17 protein-coding genes are annotated in these 17,633 nt (G+C 34.7%); 11 read left to right on the forward strand and 6 right to left on the reverse strand.

Annotation, left to right across the window (positions count from 1 at the left end; all coding sequences use genetic code 11):
* Nucleotides 1-30: 30 nt before the first annotated feature.
* Complete coding sequence (locus P178_RS0111795) at nucleotides 31-1,263, reverse strand: M48 family metallopeptidase (protein ID WP_027066403.1); 1,233 nt, start codon at nucleotides 1,261-1,263, stop codon at nucleotides 31-33.
* Nucleotides 1,264-1,308: 45 nt separating this feature from the next.
* Nucleotides 1,309-2,121: a TrmH family RNA methyltransferase gene (locus P178_RS0111800; RefSeq protein WP_027066404.1), complete on the reverse strand. Its 813-nt coding sequence runs from the start codon at nucleotides 2,119-2,121 to the stop codon at nucleotides 1,309-1,311.
* A gap of 87 nt (nucleotides 2,122-2,208) precedes the next feature.
* Here P178_RS0111800 and P178_RS0111805 point away from each other — a divergent pair, with 87 nt between their 5' ends.
* The 10 genes from P178_RS0111805 to P178_RS0111850 all read left to right on the forward strand — a co-directional run bounded on the left by P178_RS0111805 (nucleotide 2,209) and on the right by P178_RS0111850 (nucleotide 9,377).
* Nucleotides 2,209-3,003, forward strand: a complete 795-nt coding sequence (locus P178_RS0111805; protein WP_027066405.1) for a DUF6503 family protein — start codon at nucleotides 2,209-2,211, stop codon at nucleotides 3,001-3,003.
* A 100-nt stretch (nucleotides 3,004-3,103) separates the two neighbouring features.
* The gene (locus P178_RS0111810; protein WP_027066406.1) at nucleotides 3,104-3,343 is read left to right on the forward strand and encodes a MoaD/ThiS family protein; all 240 of its coding nucleotides are present in this window, start codon (nucleotides 3,104-3,106) and stop codon (nucleotides 3,341-3,343) included.
* The gene (locus P178_RS0111815; RefSeq protein ID WP_027066407.1) at nucleotides 3,343-3,759 is read left to right on the forward strand and encodes a molybdenum cofactor biosynthesis protein MoaE; all 417 of its coding nucleotides are present in this window, start codon (nucleotides 3,343-3,345) and stop codon (nucleotides 3,757-3,759) included. Before P178_RS0111810 ends, P178_RS0111815 begins: the two co-directional genes overlap by 1 nt.
* 68 nt (nucleotides 3,760-3,827) lie before the next feature.
* A complete protein-coding gene (gene moaA / locus P178_RS0111820) occupies nucleotides 3,828-4,811 on the forward strand; it encodes a GTP 3',8-cyclase MoaA (protein WP_081819440.1) in 984 nt (327 codons plus the stop codon).
* Nucleotides 4,811-5,284 (forward strand): cyclic pyranopterin monophosphate synthase MoaC, encoded by a 474-nt coding sequence (gene moaC, locus P178_RS0111825; RefSeq protein ID WP_027066409.1) that lies wholly within the window; start codon nucleotides 4,811-4,813, stop codon nucleotides 5,282-5,284. Before moaA ends, moaC begins: the two co-directional genes overlap by 1 nt.
* Nucleotides 5,268-5,861, forward strand: coding sequence for an NTP transferase domain-containing protein (locus tag P178_RS0111830; protein WP_027066410.1), 594 nt, complete (start codon nucleotides 5,268-5,270; stop codon nucleotides 5,859-5,861). The genes moaC and P178_RS0111830 overlap by 17 nt, the downstream gene beginning before the upstream one ends.
* Complete coding sequence (locus P178_RS0111835; RefSeq protein ID WP_027066411.1) at nucleotides 5,858-6,931, forward strand: HesA/MoeB/ThiF family protein; 1,074 nt, start codon at nucleotides 5,858-5,860, stop codon at nucleotides 6,929-6,931. The genes P178_RS0111830 and P178_RS0111835 overlap by 4 nt, the downstream gene beginning before the upstream one ends.
* Complete coding sequence (locus P178_RS0111840; RefSeq protein ID WP_027066412.1) at nucleotides 6,915-7,691, forward strand: sulfite exporter TauE/SafE family protein; 777 nt, start codon at nucleotides 6,915-6,917, stop codon at nucleotides 7,689-7,691. Before P178_RS0111835 ends, P178_RS0111840 begins: the two co-directional genes overlap by 17 nt.
* A gap of 66 nt (nucleotides 7,692-7,757) precedes the next feature.
* Complete coding sequence (locus tag P178_RS0111845; RefSeq protein ID WP_027066413.1) at nucleotides 7,758-8,948, forward strand: molybdopterin molybdotransferase MoeA; 1,191 nt, start codon at nucleotides 7,758-7,760, stop codon at nucleotides 8,946-8,948.
* A 21-nt stretch (nucleotides 8,949-8,969) separates the two neighbouring features.
* On the forward strand, nucleotides 8,970-9,377 hold the full coding sequence (locus P178_RS0111850) for a hypothetical protein (protein WP_027066414.1): 408 nt from the start codon (nucleotides 8,970-8,972) through the stop codon (nucleotides 9,375-9,377).
* A 71-nt stretch (nucleotides 9,378-9,448) separates the two neighbouring features.
* Here P178_RS0111850 and P178_RS0111855 read toward each other — a convergent pair whose 3' ends face one another.
* The 3 genes from P178_RS0111855 to P178_RS0111865 all read right to left on the reverse strand — a co-directional run bounded on the left by P178_RS0111855 (nucleotide 9,449) and on the right by P178_RS0111865 (nucleotide 14,979).
* A complete protein-coding gene (locus tag P178_RS0111855; RefSeq protein ID WP_027066415.1) occupies nucleotides 9,449-10,741 on the reverse strand; it encodes an amidohydrolase family protein in 1,293 nt (430 codons plus the stop codon).
* Nucleotides 10,742-10,785: 44 nt separating this feature from the next.
* A complete protein-coding gene (locus P178_RS0111860) occupies nucleotides 10,786-13,740 on the reverse strand; it encodes an amidohydrolase family protein (RefSeq protein ID WP_027066416.1) in 2,955 nt (984 codons plus the stop codon).
* A gap of 171 nt (nucleotides 13,741-13,911) precedes the next feature.
* Complete coding sequence (locus tag P178_RS0111865; RefSeq protein WP_027066417.1) at nucleotides 13,912-14,979, reverse strand: DUF3810 domain-containing protein; 1,068 nt, start codon at nucleotides 14,977-14,979, stop codon at nucleotides 13,912-13,914.
* A 68-nt stretch (nucleotides 14,980-15,047) separates the two neighbouring features.
* On the opposite strand from P178_RS0111865, the gene P178_RS0111870 reads away from it, so the two are divergent.
* On the forward strand, nucleotides 15,048-16,493 hold the full coding sequence (locus P178_RS0111870; RefSeq protein WP_027066418.1) for an aminoacyl-histidine dipeptidase: 1,446 nt from the start codon (nucleotides 15,048-15,050) through the stop codon (nucleotides 16,491-16,493).
* Between the two features lie 35 nt (nucleotides 16,494-16,528).
* Here P178_RS0111870 and P178_RS21945 read toward each other — a convergent pair whose 3' ends face one another.
* Nucleotides 16,529-17,602, reverse strand: a complete 1,074-nt coding sequence (locus P178_RS21945) for a glycoside hydrolase family 5 protein (RefSeq protein WP_051638282.1) — start codon at nucleotides 17,600-17,602, stop codon at nucleotides 16,529-16,531.
* Nucleotides 17,603-17,633 lie beyond the last annotated feature (31 nt).

The raw sequence follows: 17,633 nt of genomic DNA on the forward strand, positions 1-17,633 counted from the left end.
AAGATAATCTTATATGATGAGCAACAAAAATTATGCCTTTAAATTACGTATGCGGTCTATTAACGGTGGATGGGAATAATGCATGAAAACATATGCCGGATGTGGAGTTAAGTTGCTAAGACTGTTTTTTGATAGCTTCTTCAAAGATGTTACCAATGGTAATGCTGCATAAGTATGCTTTGCATAATCATCTGCTTGGTATTCAAATTTTCTAGAAAAATGGTTCATTAATAGTCCGGTAATTTCTGAAATAGGACTATATAGTATACCAAAGCCTATTAATGCCGCATGAAAACTAGGTCTATTTACACCGATAGCCAATGAAACTTCTGGGTTATTAATAAATAAGGATAGAATTAATAGCATTAGACCGGTTAACAGAATTGAAGTAGCCAAATTAAAAATAATGTGCTTTTTCTTATAGTGACCTATTTCATGGGCTAAAACTGCAACAATTTCTTCTTCTTCTAAATCATTAATCAAAGTGTCATACAATGTCACTCTTTTTTCTTTTCCAAATCCTGAAAAATAGGCATTGGCTTTTGTAGAGCGTTTAGATCCATTAATGACAAAAATGTTTTGAAGATCAAAACCTACTTGAGCTGCATAATTTTCAATCTTTTCTTTTAGGCTACCTGCTTCTAAAGGTTCTTGCTTGTTGAATAACGGTACAATCAACTTGCTATAGAATAAATTCATGAATAAAGTAAAGACTGCAACAAGTGCCCAAGTGTAAAGCCAAAAGTTTGTTCCTGCCCATTGAAAAAACCAAATAACCATGGATAAAATGCACCCGCCAACAACAACCGTCATTGCCCATTGCTTTAGTTTGTCTACAAAAAAGGTGGCTTTAGATGTTTTATTAAAACCGAATTTTTCCTCGATTATAAAAGTCTGGTAATATGAAAATGGAATGTTTAGAATATCACTTCCAATCATAATAATACCAAAGAAAATTAGTGCTTGAATAATAATGTTTTCACTTTGGCTCTGGGCTATGTTATCTACCCAAGCAAATCCGCCAAAAAATAAAAATAAAAGTATTAGTGTCAATGAAAAGATCGACGTGAAAATGCCAAACTTATAATTGGTTAGTTTGTAATCTTGAGATTTTGCATATTCTTCTGTATTGTAAACATCGCTAAGGTCTTTTGGTATTGGGTCTTTAAAACGTTTTGCGTTTAAGTAGTTCATTACCGTTGCAAGTATGAACTCCCCAATTAGAATAAAAAGAATGCAATAGAAAACTAGTGATTTATCCATATAGTGTTGTTCCAAACGGAAATTTCAATAAAAAAAGTATATGTATTAGTTGTTTAATTTACGCTGGCGTTTGGCTTCAAAGATAAGTATTGCCGCAGATACCGAAACATTCATAGAATCTATTTCACCTTCCATTGGTATAATTATGTTTTGGGTAGCATTTTGTAGCCACTCATCACTTAAGCCAGAATGCTCGGTGCCTACTACTATTGCAGTTGGCTCTTTAAAATCTACAGTAGTATAATCTTTAGAAGCGGAAAGTGCTGCGCAAAATATATTAAACCCTTCTTTTTTTAAATAGGAAATAATTTCCGTTGTACTTCCCATTTTAATGGTTCTGGAAAAAATACAGCCCACACTAGAGCGAATTATATTGGGGTTATATAAATCCGTTTTTGGGTTGGCAATGAAAACAGCATCTAAATTGGCAGCATCTGCAGTTCGTAATAAAGCTCCGATATTGCCAGGTTTTTCTGGTGCTTCGGCTATTAAAATTAAAGGATTTTTAGTGTCAAAACTTACACTTGCAAGTTGATGGTCTTTACCTTTTACTATAGCTATAACTCCCTCTGTGGTATCTCGGTATGCTATCTTCTTATATACATCTAAGCTAACAGATATAAGTTTGTTTATGTTGAAAGATTTTAAAATAGTATTGCTTTCAGAATTTTCTATGATGTCATCACAGTAGAAAACTGTTTCTATCTCATATAAACTATTAAAAGCAATTTGCAATTCACGTAAACCTTCCAGAACAAAAAAACCCGTTTTTTTACGTTCTCTAGATTTTTCTTTTAATAGTAAAACCTTCTTTATTAGAGGGTTTTGTGTACTGCTTATATGTTTCGTTACTTGCATGTAGTGCAAAAATAAGTCAAATTAGTAAGTCTCATATAGTTTCTCGACTAAGCGGTTTCAAAAAATAATAAATAAGTAATTTAAATTATGAACAAGTTTTACCTTTTAGTTTTAGCTCTGGCTATTTTTTCATGTAAAGATGCTCCTAAAAAAGAAATGATAACTGAAGCTGCTGAGGAAGTTGTAGCACAGGTGAATTTAGATAAATATCCAGCGGAATTAAATAAGGTATTTGAAGCCCACGGAGGATTAAACACCTGGAAAGGCTACCAAACCTTAAATTTTGAAATGCCTAATACCGAGTTTAACGAAGTACAAACCATAGATCTTCGTAAAAGATTTGATAAAATTTCTACTCCAACATATACGCTAGGTTATAATGGTAGTGATGTTTGGTTGTTAGATAATACAGGTGATTATGAAGGTAAGCCAAAGTTCTACCACAACTTAATGTTTTACTTCTATGCTATGCCATTTGTATTATCAGATGACGGTATTAAATATGAAGAAGTTAGTGCATTAGAATATGACGGTGTTGCATATCCTGGTTATAAAATCACTTATAACAGCGGAGTAGGTGCTTCTTCTACAGATGAATATTATATTCATTATGATGCAAAAACGTATGAGATGAAATGGTTAGGTTATACTATGACATATTTCAGTGGAGAGCCTTCAACAAAAATTAATTGGATAAATTATGGAGAATGGGTAAAGGTCAATGATATATTGTTACCTAAAGCTATTACATGGCATAAAGTTGAAGAAGGTGTTTTAAAAGGAGCTGTAAAAACAGTAAATTTTGAAAATGCTAGATTGTCTAAAGAAGCGATGCCAATGGATTTTTATTCTAAGCCTGAGAATGCAGTAATTGTAGAGTAGAAGTATTTTCAAAATCATATAATTATTTTAAAATAGGTGCCATTTTTATGGCACCTTGTTTTTTATAAGTAACTTGGAATTAATCTAATTTTAGATGATTATGAATGTACTTTTTTTTGGCATTACAAAAGATATCGTAGGTAGTTCAGAAATCAGTTTTTCTAATGAGTTAAAACCTACTAGCGTTGCTTCATTAAAGAAGCGACTTATTGAAAGTTATCCTGAATTTTCAAAATTAAATTCATTAGCGGTAGCGGTCAATAGTGAGTATGCTGATGATAGTGTACTATTAAACGGTAATGAAGAAATAGCAATAATACCACCAGTAAGCGGAGGCTAATGAAGAAAGTAATAGAGATAGTTGATGTAATAGATACCGCAAAGGTGTATGCTGAATTAAGCGATGCTAATAGTGGCGGAATTTGTGTTTTCGTTGGTGCTGTTCGTGAGTTTACAAATAATGAAGAGGTTGTTGCCTTAGAATTTGAAACATACGAAGCTATGGCTCTGAAAGAAATGGGTAAAATTGCTGATACAGCTTTAGCAAAATGGGGTTTAAATAAAGTGGTTATAAGACATGCCGTGGGGGAAAAAAGTGTTGAAGAACCTGTAGTTATTGTAGGGGCATCATCTGCACACCGGGATGCTTGTTTTGAAGCCTGTCGGTTTTTAATTGATACCTTGAAGGAAACCGTTCCAATTTGGAAGAAAGAGAAGTTTAAAAATAAATCTGTTTGGGTTTCTGCACATCCATAAATAAAATACTGCTTTCTTATTGGATAAAAATGAGTAGCGATTTTTGAAATTGAATTTGAAGAAAAAAAATGTTAGTAGATAATCATAATAGAGCAATTAATTACCTGCGGTTGGCGGTTACAGATCGTTGTAATCTGCGTTGTAATTATTGTATGCCTGAGGAGGGAATAAATTTTGCGAAAAATGACAAGTTGTTTACCATCGATGAGTTGGTAAGGTTAAGTGAAATTGTAGTTGCTCAGGGCATAGACAAAATAAGAATTACGGGTGGAGAACCTTTTGTTCGTAAAGATCTTATGGTGCTGTTGCGTAGTTTATCAAAACTAGATGGGCTAAATGATATATCGGTTACTACGAATGCAACGCTTATAGGTCCGCATATTAATGAATTGAAGGAGTTGGGTATTAAGAATATCAACGTAAGTATGGATGCTATTAATCGTGAGACTTTTGAACGTATTACACGACGTAATGAATATGATGTGGTGTATAATAATATCATTCGTTTAATTACAGAAGGCTTTAATGTTCGTATTAATTTCATAGCATTAGAAGGTCAGAACACAGAAGATATAATTCCGATGTTAGAGCTTACAAAGCATTATGATGTATCTGTGCGTTTTCTTGAAGAAATGCCTTTTAACGGCGGGTCTAAAAAATTCCAAACTATAAAATGGGATTTTAAGACAATTCTTGAACATATTAGAAATACACATCCTGAGTATTATAAATTAGAATCCCCAAAGACATCCACATCATTAAATTATAAAATTCCCGGTTTTAAAGGGACTTTTGGGGTAATTCCATCTTTTAGCAGAACTTTTTGCGGAAGCTGTAACCGGTTACGAATTTCGGCTACAGGGGATGTTATCACTTGCTTATATGCTAAAGTAAGTATGAATTTAAGAGATATAATGAGAGGTGATGATGTAACTGAAAATATCAAAGAACAAATTTTAAAGGCTGTAGGTAGTAGGGCTAAAACAGGTTTTGAAGCTCAAGAAAAATATAAAGACGTATTCAGTAATTCAATGACTTCAATAGGAGGGTAATGCAGAAAAAATTATCACATATAGATGAATCGGGTAATGCTACCATGGTAGATGTTTCTAAAAAGGTAGCTTCAGTTCGCACTGCCATTGCTAGTGGAACTATTAAATTTCCATCAGAAGTATTTAAATCGTTGTCTGATCAAGATTTTGTTGGTAAAAAGGGAAGTATAGTACAAACCGCTGTTATTGCCGGTATACAAGGGGTAAAGAAAACTTCAGAATTAATTCCTTTATGTCACCAAATAAACTTGTCTAAAATTAATGTAGAAATTGAACCAAGTATAGATTCTTTTCAAATTATATGTACTGTAAAATGTAATGAGAAAACTGGTGTGGAGATGGAAGCTTTAACTGGAGTTTCAATAGCAGCATTAACAATTTATGATATGTGCAAAGCTCTTTCTCAAGATATCGTGATAGGAGCAATTCAATTAGAACAAAAAACAGGAGGGAAAAATGATTTCCAACGCTAAGTTATACGGATTAGTGCTTTCTGGAGGAAAAAGTACAAGAATGGGGGAGGATAAGGGGTTAATAACTTATCATGATTTACCACAACGTGAACATTTATATTATTTGTTGAACGAAGTTTGCGAGCAAACATTTCTAAGTATTCGAAAAGATCAAGAGAAAGAAATTCCAAATACTTTTAATACCATAATTGATAAGGATGATTTTAGAGGTCCATACAATGGCTTATTATCCGCGCATATTGCACATCCGGAAGCGGCTTGGTTAGTGTTAGCGTGCGATTTACCGTTAATGGATAAAAAGGCACTGCAAGAATTAATCGCTGCTAGAAATACGGAGAAGATAGCTAGCGCATTTGCAGATGCAACTAACCCATTACCTGAGCCACTTTGCGCAATTTGGGAACCAGAAGCGCTTAAGCAATCTATAGCTTATTTAGAAGCAGGCAATGGTTCTTGCCCTAGAAAATTTTTGATTAATGCCGATGTGAATTTGGTGTTTCCACAACAAAAAGAAGTGTTGTTAAATGCTAACTCTAGAGCAGAGTATGAAGAAGCGCTACTTAAAATTGCACCATGAACAAGGAACGTTACCTAAGACAAACAACTTTAGCAGGTTTTGGAACTCAGGGTCAACAAAAGCTTGGTAATGCCAAAGTATTGGTAGTTGGGGCAGGCGGATTAGGAGTTCCTGTTTTAACCTATTTAAATGCTATGGGTGTGGGTACTTTAGGTATCGTAGATGCTGACGTGGTTTCCTTATCTAATTTACATCGTCAGGTATTGTATACGGAAGATGTGGTTGGTACTTCTAAGGTATTAGCCGCTAAAGATCAATTGTTGCGTCAAAATTCTAATACTCAAATAGAAACTTATCAAACCTATTTAACGGTCGCTAATGCTCTTGATATTATCAAAGAATATGATGTAATTGTTGATGCTACAGATAATTTTCCAACTAGATATTTAATTAATGATGCTTGTGTAATTGAGAATAAACCATTTGTATATGGGGCATTACATGCTTTTGAAGGTCAGGTAAGTGTGTTTAATTATCAAGGCGGACCAACATATCGTTGTTTGTTCCCCACAATGCCACAAGCAGATGCAGTGCCTAATTGTAATGAAAATGGCGTATTAGGTATTTTGCCTGGTATTATTGGTAATCTACAAGCTTTAGAAGTAGTAAAGATTATTGCAGAAATTGGAGAGGTGCTATCGGGTGTTCTATTGCTGTTTGATACGCTTACTCAACGAACACAACGAATGAAGTTCAAGTTGCAACCAGGTAACAATGAAATTAAAACACTCGAAACTAGCTACGAGTTTGACTGTGAGCTTCCTTTGAAATCAGTAAAAGCTGAAGAATTTAATACTATTCTGATGGAACATGCTGTTGAGCTAATTGATGTGCGCACAGTAAAAGAATTTCAAAGAAAACATTTAAAAGAAGCCAAACATATTCCTTTAGGTGAACTAACCAATAGAGTGGCTGAGGTTGATTTAGAAACGACGGTTTATGTTATTTGCCAATCTGGTATACGAAGTAAAAAGGCAATTATCAAGATGCAAGAATTATTCCCAGGTAAAGACTTTGTCAATGTTAGCGGAGGTATGAACCAGATGAAAAATTATGTTGATACCTATTGAGCAATTGGTGTTTTTATGCATTGGTTTTTTTATCATTGCCACCTTGTATTCTTCTGTAGGTTTTGGTGGTGGCTCTAGCTATTTGGCATTATTGACACTTGTATTGACTAGTTTTTTTGCCATCCGGTCTATTGCATTGGTTTGTAATTTGGTGGTAGTTTCAGGTAGTACGTATCTCTATTTTAAAAATAGTCATGCAAAACTAAAAGATTTTCTTCCTTTTGTTTTGGCGAGTATTCCGTTAGCCTACATAGGCGCAACATTCCGATTAAAAGAAAGCGTTTTTTTTATAATTTTAGGATGCTCACTTATTCTTTCCGCATTGTTTTTGGCTGTTCAGACGGTTGAAATTGATAAATCAAAAAAAGAAGTGAAAGATTACCCTAACTATTTAAGTTATGTGTTGGGGGCGGGAATCGGATTCTTATCAGGATTAGTAGGCATCGGTGGAGGTATATTTTTAGCTCCCGTTCTAAATCACTTACGATGGAATAAAGCCATAAGAATTGCGGCGCTTGCCAGTTTTTTTATTTTAGTAAATTCAGTGTCTGGTTTATTTGGATTGATAACAAGCGATTCATTTTCATTACCGTGGCGAGAGACTATTTGCTTGGTTATAGCGGTTCTTCTTGGCGGACAGTTAGGTATTCGCATCAGTCTTAAAAAACTATCGGCAAATGGGATTAAAAGGGTTACTGCTTTATTGGTATTTGTAGTAGGTATTCGAGTATTATTGGTTAATGGTTTGGGATTGTTTTAAAATTTCAAATTAATATTGCTACAAATCTTCAAGAGTAAAGTTTATAATAGTTTTACCTTTAAATCTATGATAACATTTAAAGAAGCATTTCAAAAAGTATTAGATTATCCTCTAGACTTAGGTATAGAGGTCGTTTCACTTATGGATAGCTTAAATAGAATATTGGCAGAAGATATTTACGCCGATCGAGACTTTCCGCCTTTTAATCGAGCCACTAAAGATGGTATAGCTGTGCAATTTTCAGATTTAGTTAACACAGAACATAATTTTTTTATAGAAGGCGAGGCTCCTGCTGGTGTTGAGCAACAAGTTTTAAGCAGCAAGCGCCATTGTCTGGAGGTAATGACCGGTGCAGTTGTGCCTGAAAATTGTGATACTGTGATTATGTATGAGCATATTTCTATTGAAAACGGAATAGCTACATTAAATAAGGAAGTTACTAAAGGTCAGAATATACATTACCAAGGTAGCGATGAGAATTTGGGGGCATTGCTGCTTTCTAAGGGTACAAAAATTACTCCAGCAGAAATAGGGGTGATGGCTACGGTTGGGAAAGCAATGGTAAAGGTTAAGAGCAATCCAAAAGTGTGTACAATAGCTACAGGTAACGAATTAGTAGAAGTTAATACTTTGCCCCAGCCACATCAAATACGTAAATCTAATATGTTAACTATCGAAGCGGCTTTGTTCAATGCTTCAATTAAAGCTAGTACACTACATCTATTAGATGATAAGGATGTTATTAAACATGAATTGGAGATAGCACTTAAAGAGAACGATGTGCTTTTGCTAAGCGGAGGTGTATCTAAAGGTAAGTTCGATTTTATTCCAGAAGTCATGGAATCTTTAGGGGTAGAAAAGGTATTTCATAGAGTTGCTCAAAGACCGGGTAAACCATTTTGGTTTGGTATTCACCCAAAACTGAAAACAGTTATTTTCTCTTTTCCAGGAAATCCCGTTTCGACGTTTGCTAATTACCATTTGTATTTTTTGCCTTGGCTACACACCTCTTGGGGAATTTTAATAGATAAATCGTATATTAAACTGTTCGTAGCATTTACAATTACACAACCCTTAACCAGATTTATTCAAGTGAGTACAATAGTAAAAGATGGTATAATTTGGGCTGTTCCAGTTAATGAGAATGGCTCTGGCGATTTAACCAGTTTAACAAAAGCTGATGGTTTTATATGCTTAGAACCTAGAGAGGATATTTATGAAGTGGGTGAAAGTGTACCATTTATAAAGACTAGATAATAACCAATAAAATTTTTCTATATGAATCCGATAGTAAAGAATATTTTGGCAGTCGTAGCCGGACTAATTATAGGTAGTGTTGTAAATATGCTAATTATTATGGTAAGTGGTTCCATTATTCCGCCACCAGAAGGCGGAGATATAACAACAATGGAAGGGTTAAAGGCTACTATGCATTTATTTGAACCCCAAAATTTTATTTTTCCTTTTCTAGCTCATGCCTTAGGAACTTTGGTAGGTGCTTTTGTAGCTGCTAAAATTGCGGCATCTAGAAAAATGCTCATGGCATTAATAATAGGTTTATTTTTCTTAATAGGAGGTACTATTAATATTGTATTGCTTGGCGGACCAATGTGGTTCACAGCTTTGGACATAATTGTAGCGTATATGCCCATGGCATATCTTGGTTTTTTATTAGCAAAAAAGTAAATAAGTTAAAAAAATAAAAAGAGGCTGTCTACATTTGTGAACAGCCTCTTTTTATATATAAATTCCTGTTTTTATTTTCCTTCGTATTTACCCATATAACGTTTCCATAGTTCTGTTTGGTGCGTTTCTAAAGAAACTAACCTTCCGTCAATGAATACATGTGTTAATTGATTTCCTGACATTTCAAGCGCATCACCTTCAGAAATAAATAATGTAGCACTTTTTCCATTTTCTAAAGTACCATAAAGGTCATCTATACCTAATATTTTGGCAGTGTTACCAGTTAATAATTGTACTGCAGTTTCTTTATCTAAACCTTGCTGTGCTGCTTGACCAGCATAGAATGGTAAATTTCTAGTTTGAAAGTTTTCTGCATCTGAATTTTGTATACCAACTAATAAACCAGCATCCACCAATAATTTTGGTAACTTATAAGGTAGGTCATAATCATCATCATCAAAAACAGGTAAGTTATGTGTATACTGTACTAAAACAGGAATGTTGTTACTCTTTAAAAATTCTGGGATTTTATATGCATGGTAACCACCAATTAATACAACTTCTTTGGCGCCATTAGACTTTAAAGTGTTGATAGCATCGATAATTTGTTTTTCATCATCTGCATGTACATATAATTTTTGACTACCATCAAATACACCTTGCATTGCTGCATATGCAGGGTTTACCTCTTTAGGAGTAGATTTGCCGTATGCTGACGCATTTTTAAAGAATGAAGTTACTTCTTCAATTTGCTTGCTGTAATCTTTATTTGGTTGATATCCTGGGTCTTCACCAGCCCACCAGCGACCTTGCTTAAAAGTAGTTGGCCAATTTAAATGAACTCCATCATCAACTTTAATAGCTGCATCTTCCCAGTTCCAAGCATCAAACTGTACAATGCTTGATGTACCTGAAATACGACCACCAGTTGGGGCGATTTGAGCGATTAACACTCCATTAGGTCGCATACTTTCTACAACTTTAGATTCAGCATTATAAGCGATTAAACTTCTTACATGTGGAATAAAATCACCTATTTCATCTTCATCATTGGATGCTCTTACAGCATCGATTTCTACCAATCCTAACGTTTTAGCAGGAGCAATAAATCCTGGATAAACATGCTTTCCTGTTGCATCTATTACCTTTCCTTTTCTGGCAATTCTCATTTTTGAATCACCTACGAAAGTGATTTTCCCATCTTCGAACATAATTAGGGAACTTTCTATTACTTCTCCGTTACCCAAATGTGCAGTTGCGCCTTCTATGGTAATCGCCTCTGTTTGCTTAGGTCCTGGTGTTTGTTGCCCTATGCTTGGTATAATAAAACCAATGGCTATAACTAAGGTTATTAATTTTTTCATTTTAATTGTTTTATATATTTTGATATGTAGCGTTGATTATGAGATTAAAGGCTTTCGCAAGTGAAATCTCTTTTTACACTTTGCTTTGGTCCTTGAGTTTTTTTGCCACCGCTTTTTTCTTTAAGCATCATGGTAACCAACTCGTTTCTTTCTTTTTTTATGGTCTCACGGTTTTTCTTATCTGTTTCTAAATCAAAATAAGTAACACCTTCAATCATTGTTTTTTCAGCTTTTGAATATATAGATAATGGACTACCGGACCATAAAACCAAGTCGGCATCTTTACCTTCTTTAATACTACCTACACGATTATCTAAATGTAATAGTTTAGCGGGGTTGATAGTTACCATTTTCCAAGCTTCTAATTCTGACATGCCACCATATTTTATGGTTTTTGCAGCTTCTTGATTCAATCTTCTGATCATTTCACGGTCATCACTATTAATTGCGGTGACAACACCTTGCTTTTGCATAATGGCAGCATTGTAGGGTATTGCATCATTAACCTCAAATTTATATGCCCACCAGTCACTAAACGTACCAGCACCCACACCATGTTCTACCATTTTATCGGCAACTTTATAACCTTCTAGAATATGAGTGAACGTATTAATTCTGAACCCGAAATGTTCTGCAACTTTCATCATCATATTGATTTCGCTCTGAACATAAGAGTGACAAGAAATAAAGCGCTCTCCATTTAAGATTTCTGCCAAAACTTCCATTTCTTCATCATAACGGTAAGGCTCACCGATTTTCTTTTTAGTGTCATATTCCTTAGCTCTTTGGAAATAGTTCATGTACATCTGTTCAACACCCATACGTGTTTGCGGAAAACGTGAGAAGCTGCCCCAGTTACTTTGTTTTACATTTTCGCCAAGGGCGAATTTTATAAACTTTGGAGAGTTTTCATAAATTAATCCGTCTGCTTCCTCACCCCATTTTAATTTTAATATGGCAGATCTACCACCTATTGGGTTTGCAGAACCATGTAATAATTGTAAAGATGTAACACCACCTGCAAGAGACCTGTAAATACCCATGTGTTCTGGGTCAACAACATCTTCCATTTTTACTTCTGCAGAGCTATTTTGACCAGCTTCGTTTACGGCTAAAGCTGCAATGTGACTATGTTCGTCAATAATACCCGCTGTTAAGTGTTTGCCTGTAGCATCAATTACTGTTGCACCACCAGCACTTAAGTCTTTTCCTATTTTAACAATCTTTCCGTTTTTAACAAGAACATCGGTATTTTCTAAAACACCTGCATCTTCACTTGTCCATACCGTAGCATTTTTAAATAATGTATTTTCTGCTTTTGGTTTAGCTGCAAAACCATAACCCACATTAGGAAAAGTAACGGGCATTATTTTAACGCCTTCATTGGATTTGTCTTTTTCGTCTTCTTTTTTAGTGAATGATTTGGACTTGGTAGCAGTAAATTGAGATTCTGTACCATCTGGCAATACCAAACGACCAGTTAAGTTGTCTGATGTTTTGGTTACAGCACCTATCATTCTATAGGTTTTCTCACCTTTATCCGTCGCAAAAGACATGGTAACCCAATTAGCATCGTAAGTAATTTTAGAGCTTAATTTTGTAGTATCTTGTTTTACTTCGATAGCTGGTTTTGAAATTTCGCCTGTAATAGAAACATCATATGTTTTGCCTTGTACGGTTAAATTATAATCTCCTCTAATGTCTTTCGCATCCATTGAATTAACTACACTTTTTGCTCCTTGAACCCAGTTTTCATAAAGCGTGGTCTCTTTGTCAAAAACATCACCAGAAGTAATTAAGAAGTTGGCAATTGAACCAGATTTTAAAGACCCAATTTCGTTAGATTTCCCTAAGATTTGAGCAGGAACCGTGGTCAATGCTTCTAATGCTTTAGTAGATGGAAGTCCGTATTCAATGGCTTTCATTAATTTCTCCTTGAATTTGGCAGGAGATTTTAAATCATGTGTAGTAAGGGAAAACTGAATTCCATTTTCAGCCAATACTTTTGGGTTAGAAGGGGCTTGGTTCCAGTAGCGCATATCTTGTAGGGATACATAACCAACCGCATAAGGATTAGATACATCATATGCATCTGGGAAGTTAAGAGGTAATATGTATTTTGCATTCGTAGCTTTTATTTCTTCTATACGTTCAAATTCATTTCCTCCACCTAAGATTGTGTATTGAATACCATTTGCATCACCAATTTTATCTGCACGTAAATCATGAGATTTATCTTTAGCTTCAAATATTTGAACTAAATCCTTGTTTGCGTTCAAAGCTTCTAAAGATAAATCTGTAGTGGTGGCGTTACCTTTTCCATACCAATCGGCATCACTATACATCTGTCTTAATAGTGCTAATGTTCCCATTAATGAACCTGGGTAAGATTGTCCTTTTGCAATACTTCTGGTCAGTGAAAAGTATTGGGCAGAACGATCGTCTAATATTCTGTTTGCATTGGTTCCGTTTCCATTTAGTGCAATTAAAACTCCTGTGCCTCTGGCAATACCGTCTTGTAGGTGTGAATTTACAACGCCAAAACCTGCTTCACGTAAAACCTTTGCTTCTTTATCATCATAAGTGAATTTTTCAATAGCCTTGGTTTCAGGCATAATATGGTCGTTCCAATAATAACCTTCTCTAGATGGTTCATATTCGGTAGACCTGCCTCTACCTGGTTTCTTTTTAGCTTGTTCTACACCAAATTTGGAGTACACATCAATAAAAGATGGATAGATAGATTTACCTTGCAAATCAATAACAACAGCATTTTTAGGTAGGTTTACCGAGTTAGATGCGCTAACAACTTTACCGTGTTGAATTAATAAAGTACCCTTTTCAATAATTTGAGTAGGGGTTACAAAGATTTTAGCATTAGTAAATGCCGTATAATTATTGTTGTTGACTTTTACTCCTGCGTTTTCAGGGAAATAGTCTTGTGCAGTTAAGAATGTGCCACACCCAAGTAGGTATAGCGCAAAAAATAGTTTTTTCATTATGTTTGGTTTGAATTAGTCTTTTAAAAATACTGGGAATCCACAGTAAAATAGGTCTATTTCACTTTTGTTTAACAGTTCTTAATGTAGTAATTAAGAATAGTCATTTTTTTCTTAAAATTTTAAAAGAAGGTGTGAATTATCTTATTTGGATCACGAAGTTCTAATCTTTTATAAAGGGTGATCTTTATGGTAAGCAACTAAAAATAAAACAACGGCATTGTAACTTCTTATGCCCTCGGTTTGGTTATTGGCTTTAAGAAATGTGTCGAACATAGATTTAAAAACTGGCTCCATTGGATTCTCATACGAATTCCAAAAAATTGCCATTTCCTGAAAGTTACTTTTTACACCAGAATTTAATTTTAGCATTATTTGATCAAAATCTTCTGTATTTGCGCGTCGTATATCATTTAAACAATAACCTAATGCGTATGCATAAGCCGCGTATTTAAAATATGGGTCTTTATTATTAGAAGTAACTAGGTAGCCTATAAAGTTTGTTTCATTTTCTGCTGAGTATCCTAATTGATGACCTATTTCATGACCTGCAACAAAAGGAAACCTAAAATTTGGTAGTAGGTCATTTACTTGAGCTTCATTGGTAAAAGGATTTAAATATCCTGCGTAACCCATATATGTTAATCCAGTACTGAATAATGATTTTTTTATACTTGGTCGTTCGTAAGCCAAGAAAGGGTGAATAGTTTTTAGATGGTCGTATCCTTGAATCGTTTTATTAAAAATTTCCTTTTGAGAGTATGGTATTTTTACGGGTAATGTAGAGTCTTTTGTAATGATTACTTGTGATTCGTTTGTTTTTTGAATCAACCGTTGCGTGAATTCTAGTAAGTCTTGATAATCTTTATTTGGTACTAATGCCAATTTTAGAGATAAAGGCTCTCTGTAATAATTCATTCCCCACATTAAATGAAATGTAAAATAGGCGACAGAAAGTATCACCACTATGTTTTGTAAGAATTGAAGTTTGTGCTGCCAGATATTTTTCCGTTTTATTATTAAATAACCAAAGGCAAGGGAAATTAATATGAAGTAAATAATATCGCCAATAGAGAAAGGTACCCAGCCAAAAAGGAATCTAAAAAACTTTGATATAACAGGGTATATTCCTGTACTGTAATATTGTTCAACTAAATCGGTACGCGTGCCCAACCATTTCACAATTATAATTTGGGGAATTAAGGATATAGCAATGGCGTTTTTAAAAGATATCTTCATTATCTCAAAAATAGCGAAATCCTTTTTCTATCAGTATTTTTGTAGACACTAACCTTGAAAAGAATAGAATGGATATTAATACATTAGAGCCAACACCGGTTTGGTCAAATTTCTCTAAACTTAATGCGGTACCTAGACCTTCTAAAAAAGAAGAAAGGGTAATTAGTTTTATGCTAGAGTTTGGAAATAAACTTGGGTTAGAAACTTTTTCTGATGAAATAGGTAATGTTATCATAAGAAAGCCTGCTACAAAAGGCATGGAAAGTAAAAAAATGATAACACTTCAGAGTCATTTAGATATGGTTCATCAAAAAAATGCAGATACTGTTTTTAATTTTGATACTCAAGGAATAGAAATGTTCGTTGATGAAGATTGGGTAAAAGCCAAAGGCACCACATTAGGTGCGGATAATGGTATGGGAGTAGCCGCTATAATGGCACTTTTAGAAAGTGATTCTATTTCTCACCCTGCGCTTGAAGCTTTGTTTACCATAGATGAAGAAACTGGTATGACAGGAGCTTTTGAATTAAAAGCTGGTGTTTTAAAAGGGGAGATACTTTTAAATTTAGATACAGAAGAGGATGATGAAATAGATATAGGTTGTGCCGGCGGTATAGATGTAACAGCTACTAGAAAGTACAATGAAAAAGATGGAAGCCATGGTGATGCAGGAATTGAGATTACCGTAAAAGGATTAACTGGCGGGCACAGTGGTATGGATATTCATAGAGGAAGGGGTAATGCCAATAAAATCATGAATCGCTTACTTTTCTTAGGTCTGGACTATAATGTGCGTATTAGTTCCTTGAATGGGGGTAGCTTACGTAACGCTATACCTAGAGAAAGTGTATGTAAATTGAATGTTGGTAGAAAGCATGCCGATAAATTCATGAAGAAAGTCAATAAGCTTTCTGAACAGATAAAAGCAGAATTAAGTGTTCAAGAGCCTAATTTAATAATTGAGTTGACCGATGTTAAGCCGGCAAAAAAAGTTATGGGACTTGGTGCCCAAGAGAAATTTATTAAAGCAGTTTATGCAGCTCATAATGGTGTTTACGCTATGAGCGGTGCAATTGATGATTTAGTGGAGACTTCTAATAATGTAGCTAAGGTTGAAGTGGAAAATGGAAAAATTTCTGTGGGTTGTTTAACCAGGTCATCTGTAGATACCGCTAAATTAGATTTGGCGAATTCTTTGCGTTCTGCGTTTGAATTAAGTGGATTTGATGTAGAGTTTAGTGGTGCTTACCCTGGGTGGAACCCTAACCCTAATTCTGAGATACTTACTATTGTTAAGAATACCTACACAGACTTATTTAAGGAAGAACCAAGAGTAGTTGCCTGTCATGCAGGTTTGGAGTGCGGTATATTAGGACAGAACTATCCGGATATTGATATGGTAAGTTTTGGACCTACAATCTTAGGGGCACATTCACCAGATGAACGTGTAAGTATTTCATCGGTTCAAAAATTTTGGAATTTACTTTTAGAGATTTTAAAGAATACCAATTAAGATAAAAAGCTCATTTAAATTTAGAATCCTCAGTATTAAAACTGGGGATTTTTACTTTTAAGCTCTTCTCGAACCATGGTTCCGCTTTGGGTTAGGTCGCTAGCATTCCAGTTGCCTGTTGTGCTAGAGTTTGGTAAAAGTGCTGCAGAACTTTCATCTTTATCCGCTATAGACCAGTTACACCAAGATATTTTGTTCTCATCTAAAAATTCCCACCACGTGTTGGCTTCTTGAATATCAATAAAACCATCGCCAGAGGCATCTGTAGTACCGAATTCAGTGACAAATAGGGCAATGTTATTATCTAAAGCTTCTTGTGCGGTATCACGTAATTCTTGTTTATGTGTAGTAGCGTAATAGTGCAGCGTATAGGCTACATTTTCATCATCAATTTCGTTGCCAATAACATCATCTACATTTTGAGACCAGTTTCTGGTTCCACAAACAACTATATTATCTGGATCATATTTTCTTATTTCCGCTAGCACAGCTTCATGATATGGTTTTAGCACATTATCCCATGAAACATCTAAAGGCTCGTTATAGATTTCATAAATAATGTTTGGTCGATCTCCGTACTTCTGTGCTACTTCAGAGAAAAACGTTGTAGCTTGTTCTTCGTAATCTTCTGCATGATGACTATGCCAATCTACAATAACATATATGCCCTCTGCGATTGCAGCATCAATAACGGTAAATACTTTATTCTTTTCCGTTTCAGGATTGGTGATGTAACCTTCAGAATCTTCAACAGCCATAGCTGCACGTACGATAGTACATTGCCAATCTTCTTTTAACCAACGAACCGTTTGGGGTGTATAAAATTCACCGATCCATTGGCTCCAAAAAAAGGACATTCCTCTTAATTGAACTTCATTATTATTTTGGTCTAGAATTTTAGTGCCCTCAATATGCAATTGCCCGTGTAGGGATACAACGGTGTCTTCTGTATTAGGGTCTGTGGGAACTGTTGGGGTAGTAGGAGTTTCTTCAACCGAAGTTTCTGTTACTATTACCGGACTCGTACTTTCTGTATTTGAAGAACCACAAGAAAGTAAGATAATAGATAAAAGAAAAACTATAATCGTTACCTCATATTTTTTAAACATAACATTGTTTTTTTAAGGTTAACGATTATAG

This window comes from Maribacter sp. Hel_I_7 (assembly GCF_000688315.1).
In the GTDB taxonomy this organism is placed as follows: domain Bacteria; phylum Bacteroidota; class Bacteroidia; order Flavobacteriales; family Flavobacteriaceae; genus Maribacter; species Maribacter stanieri.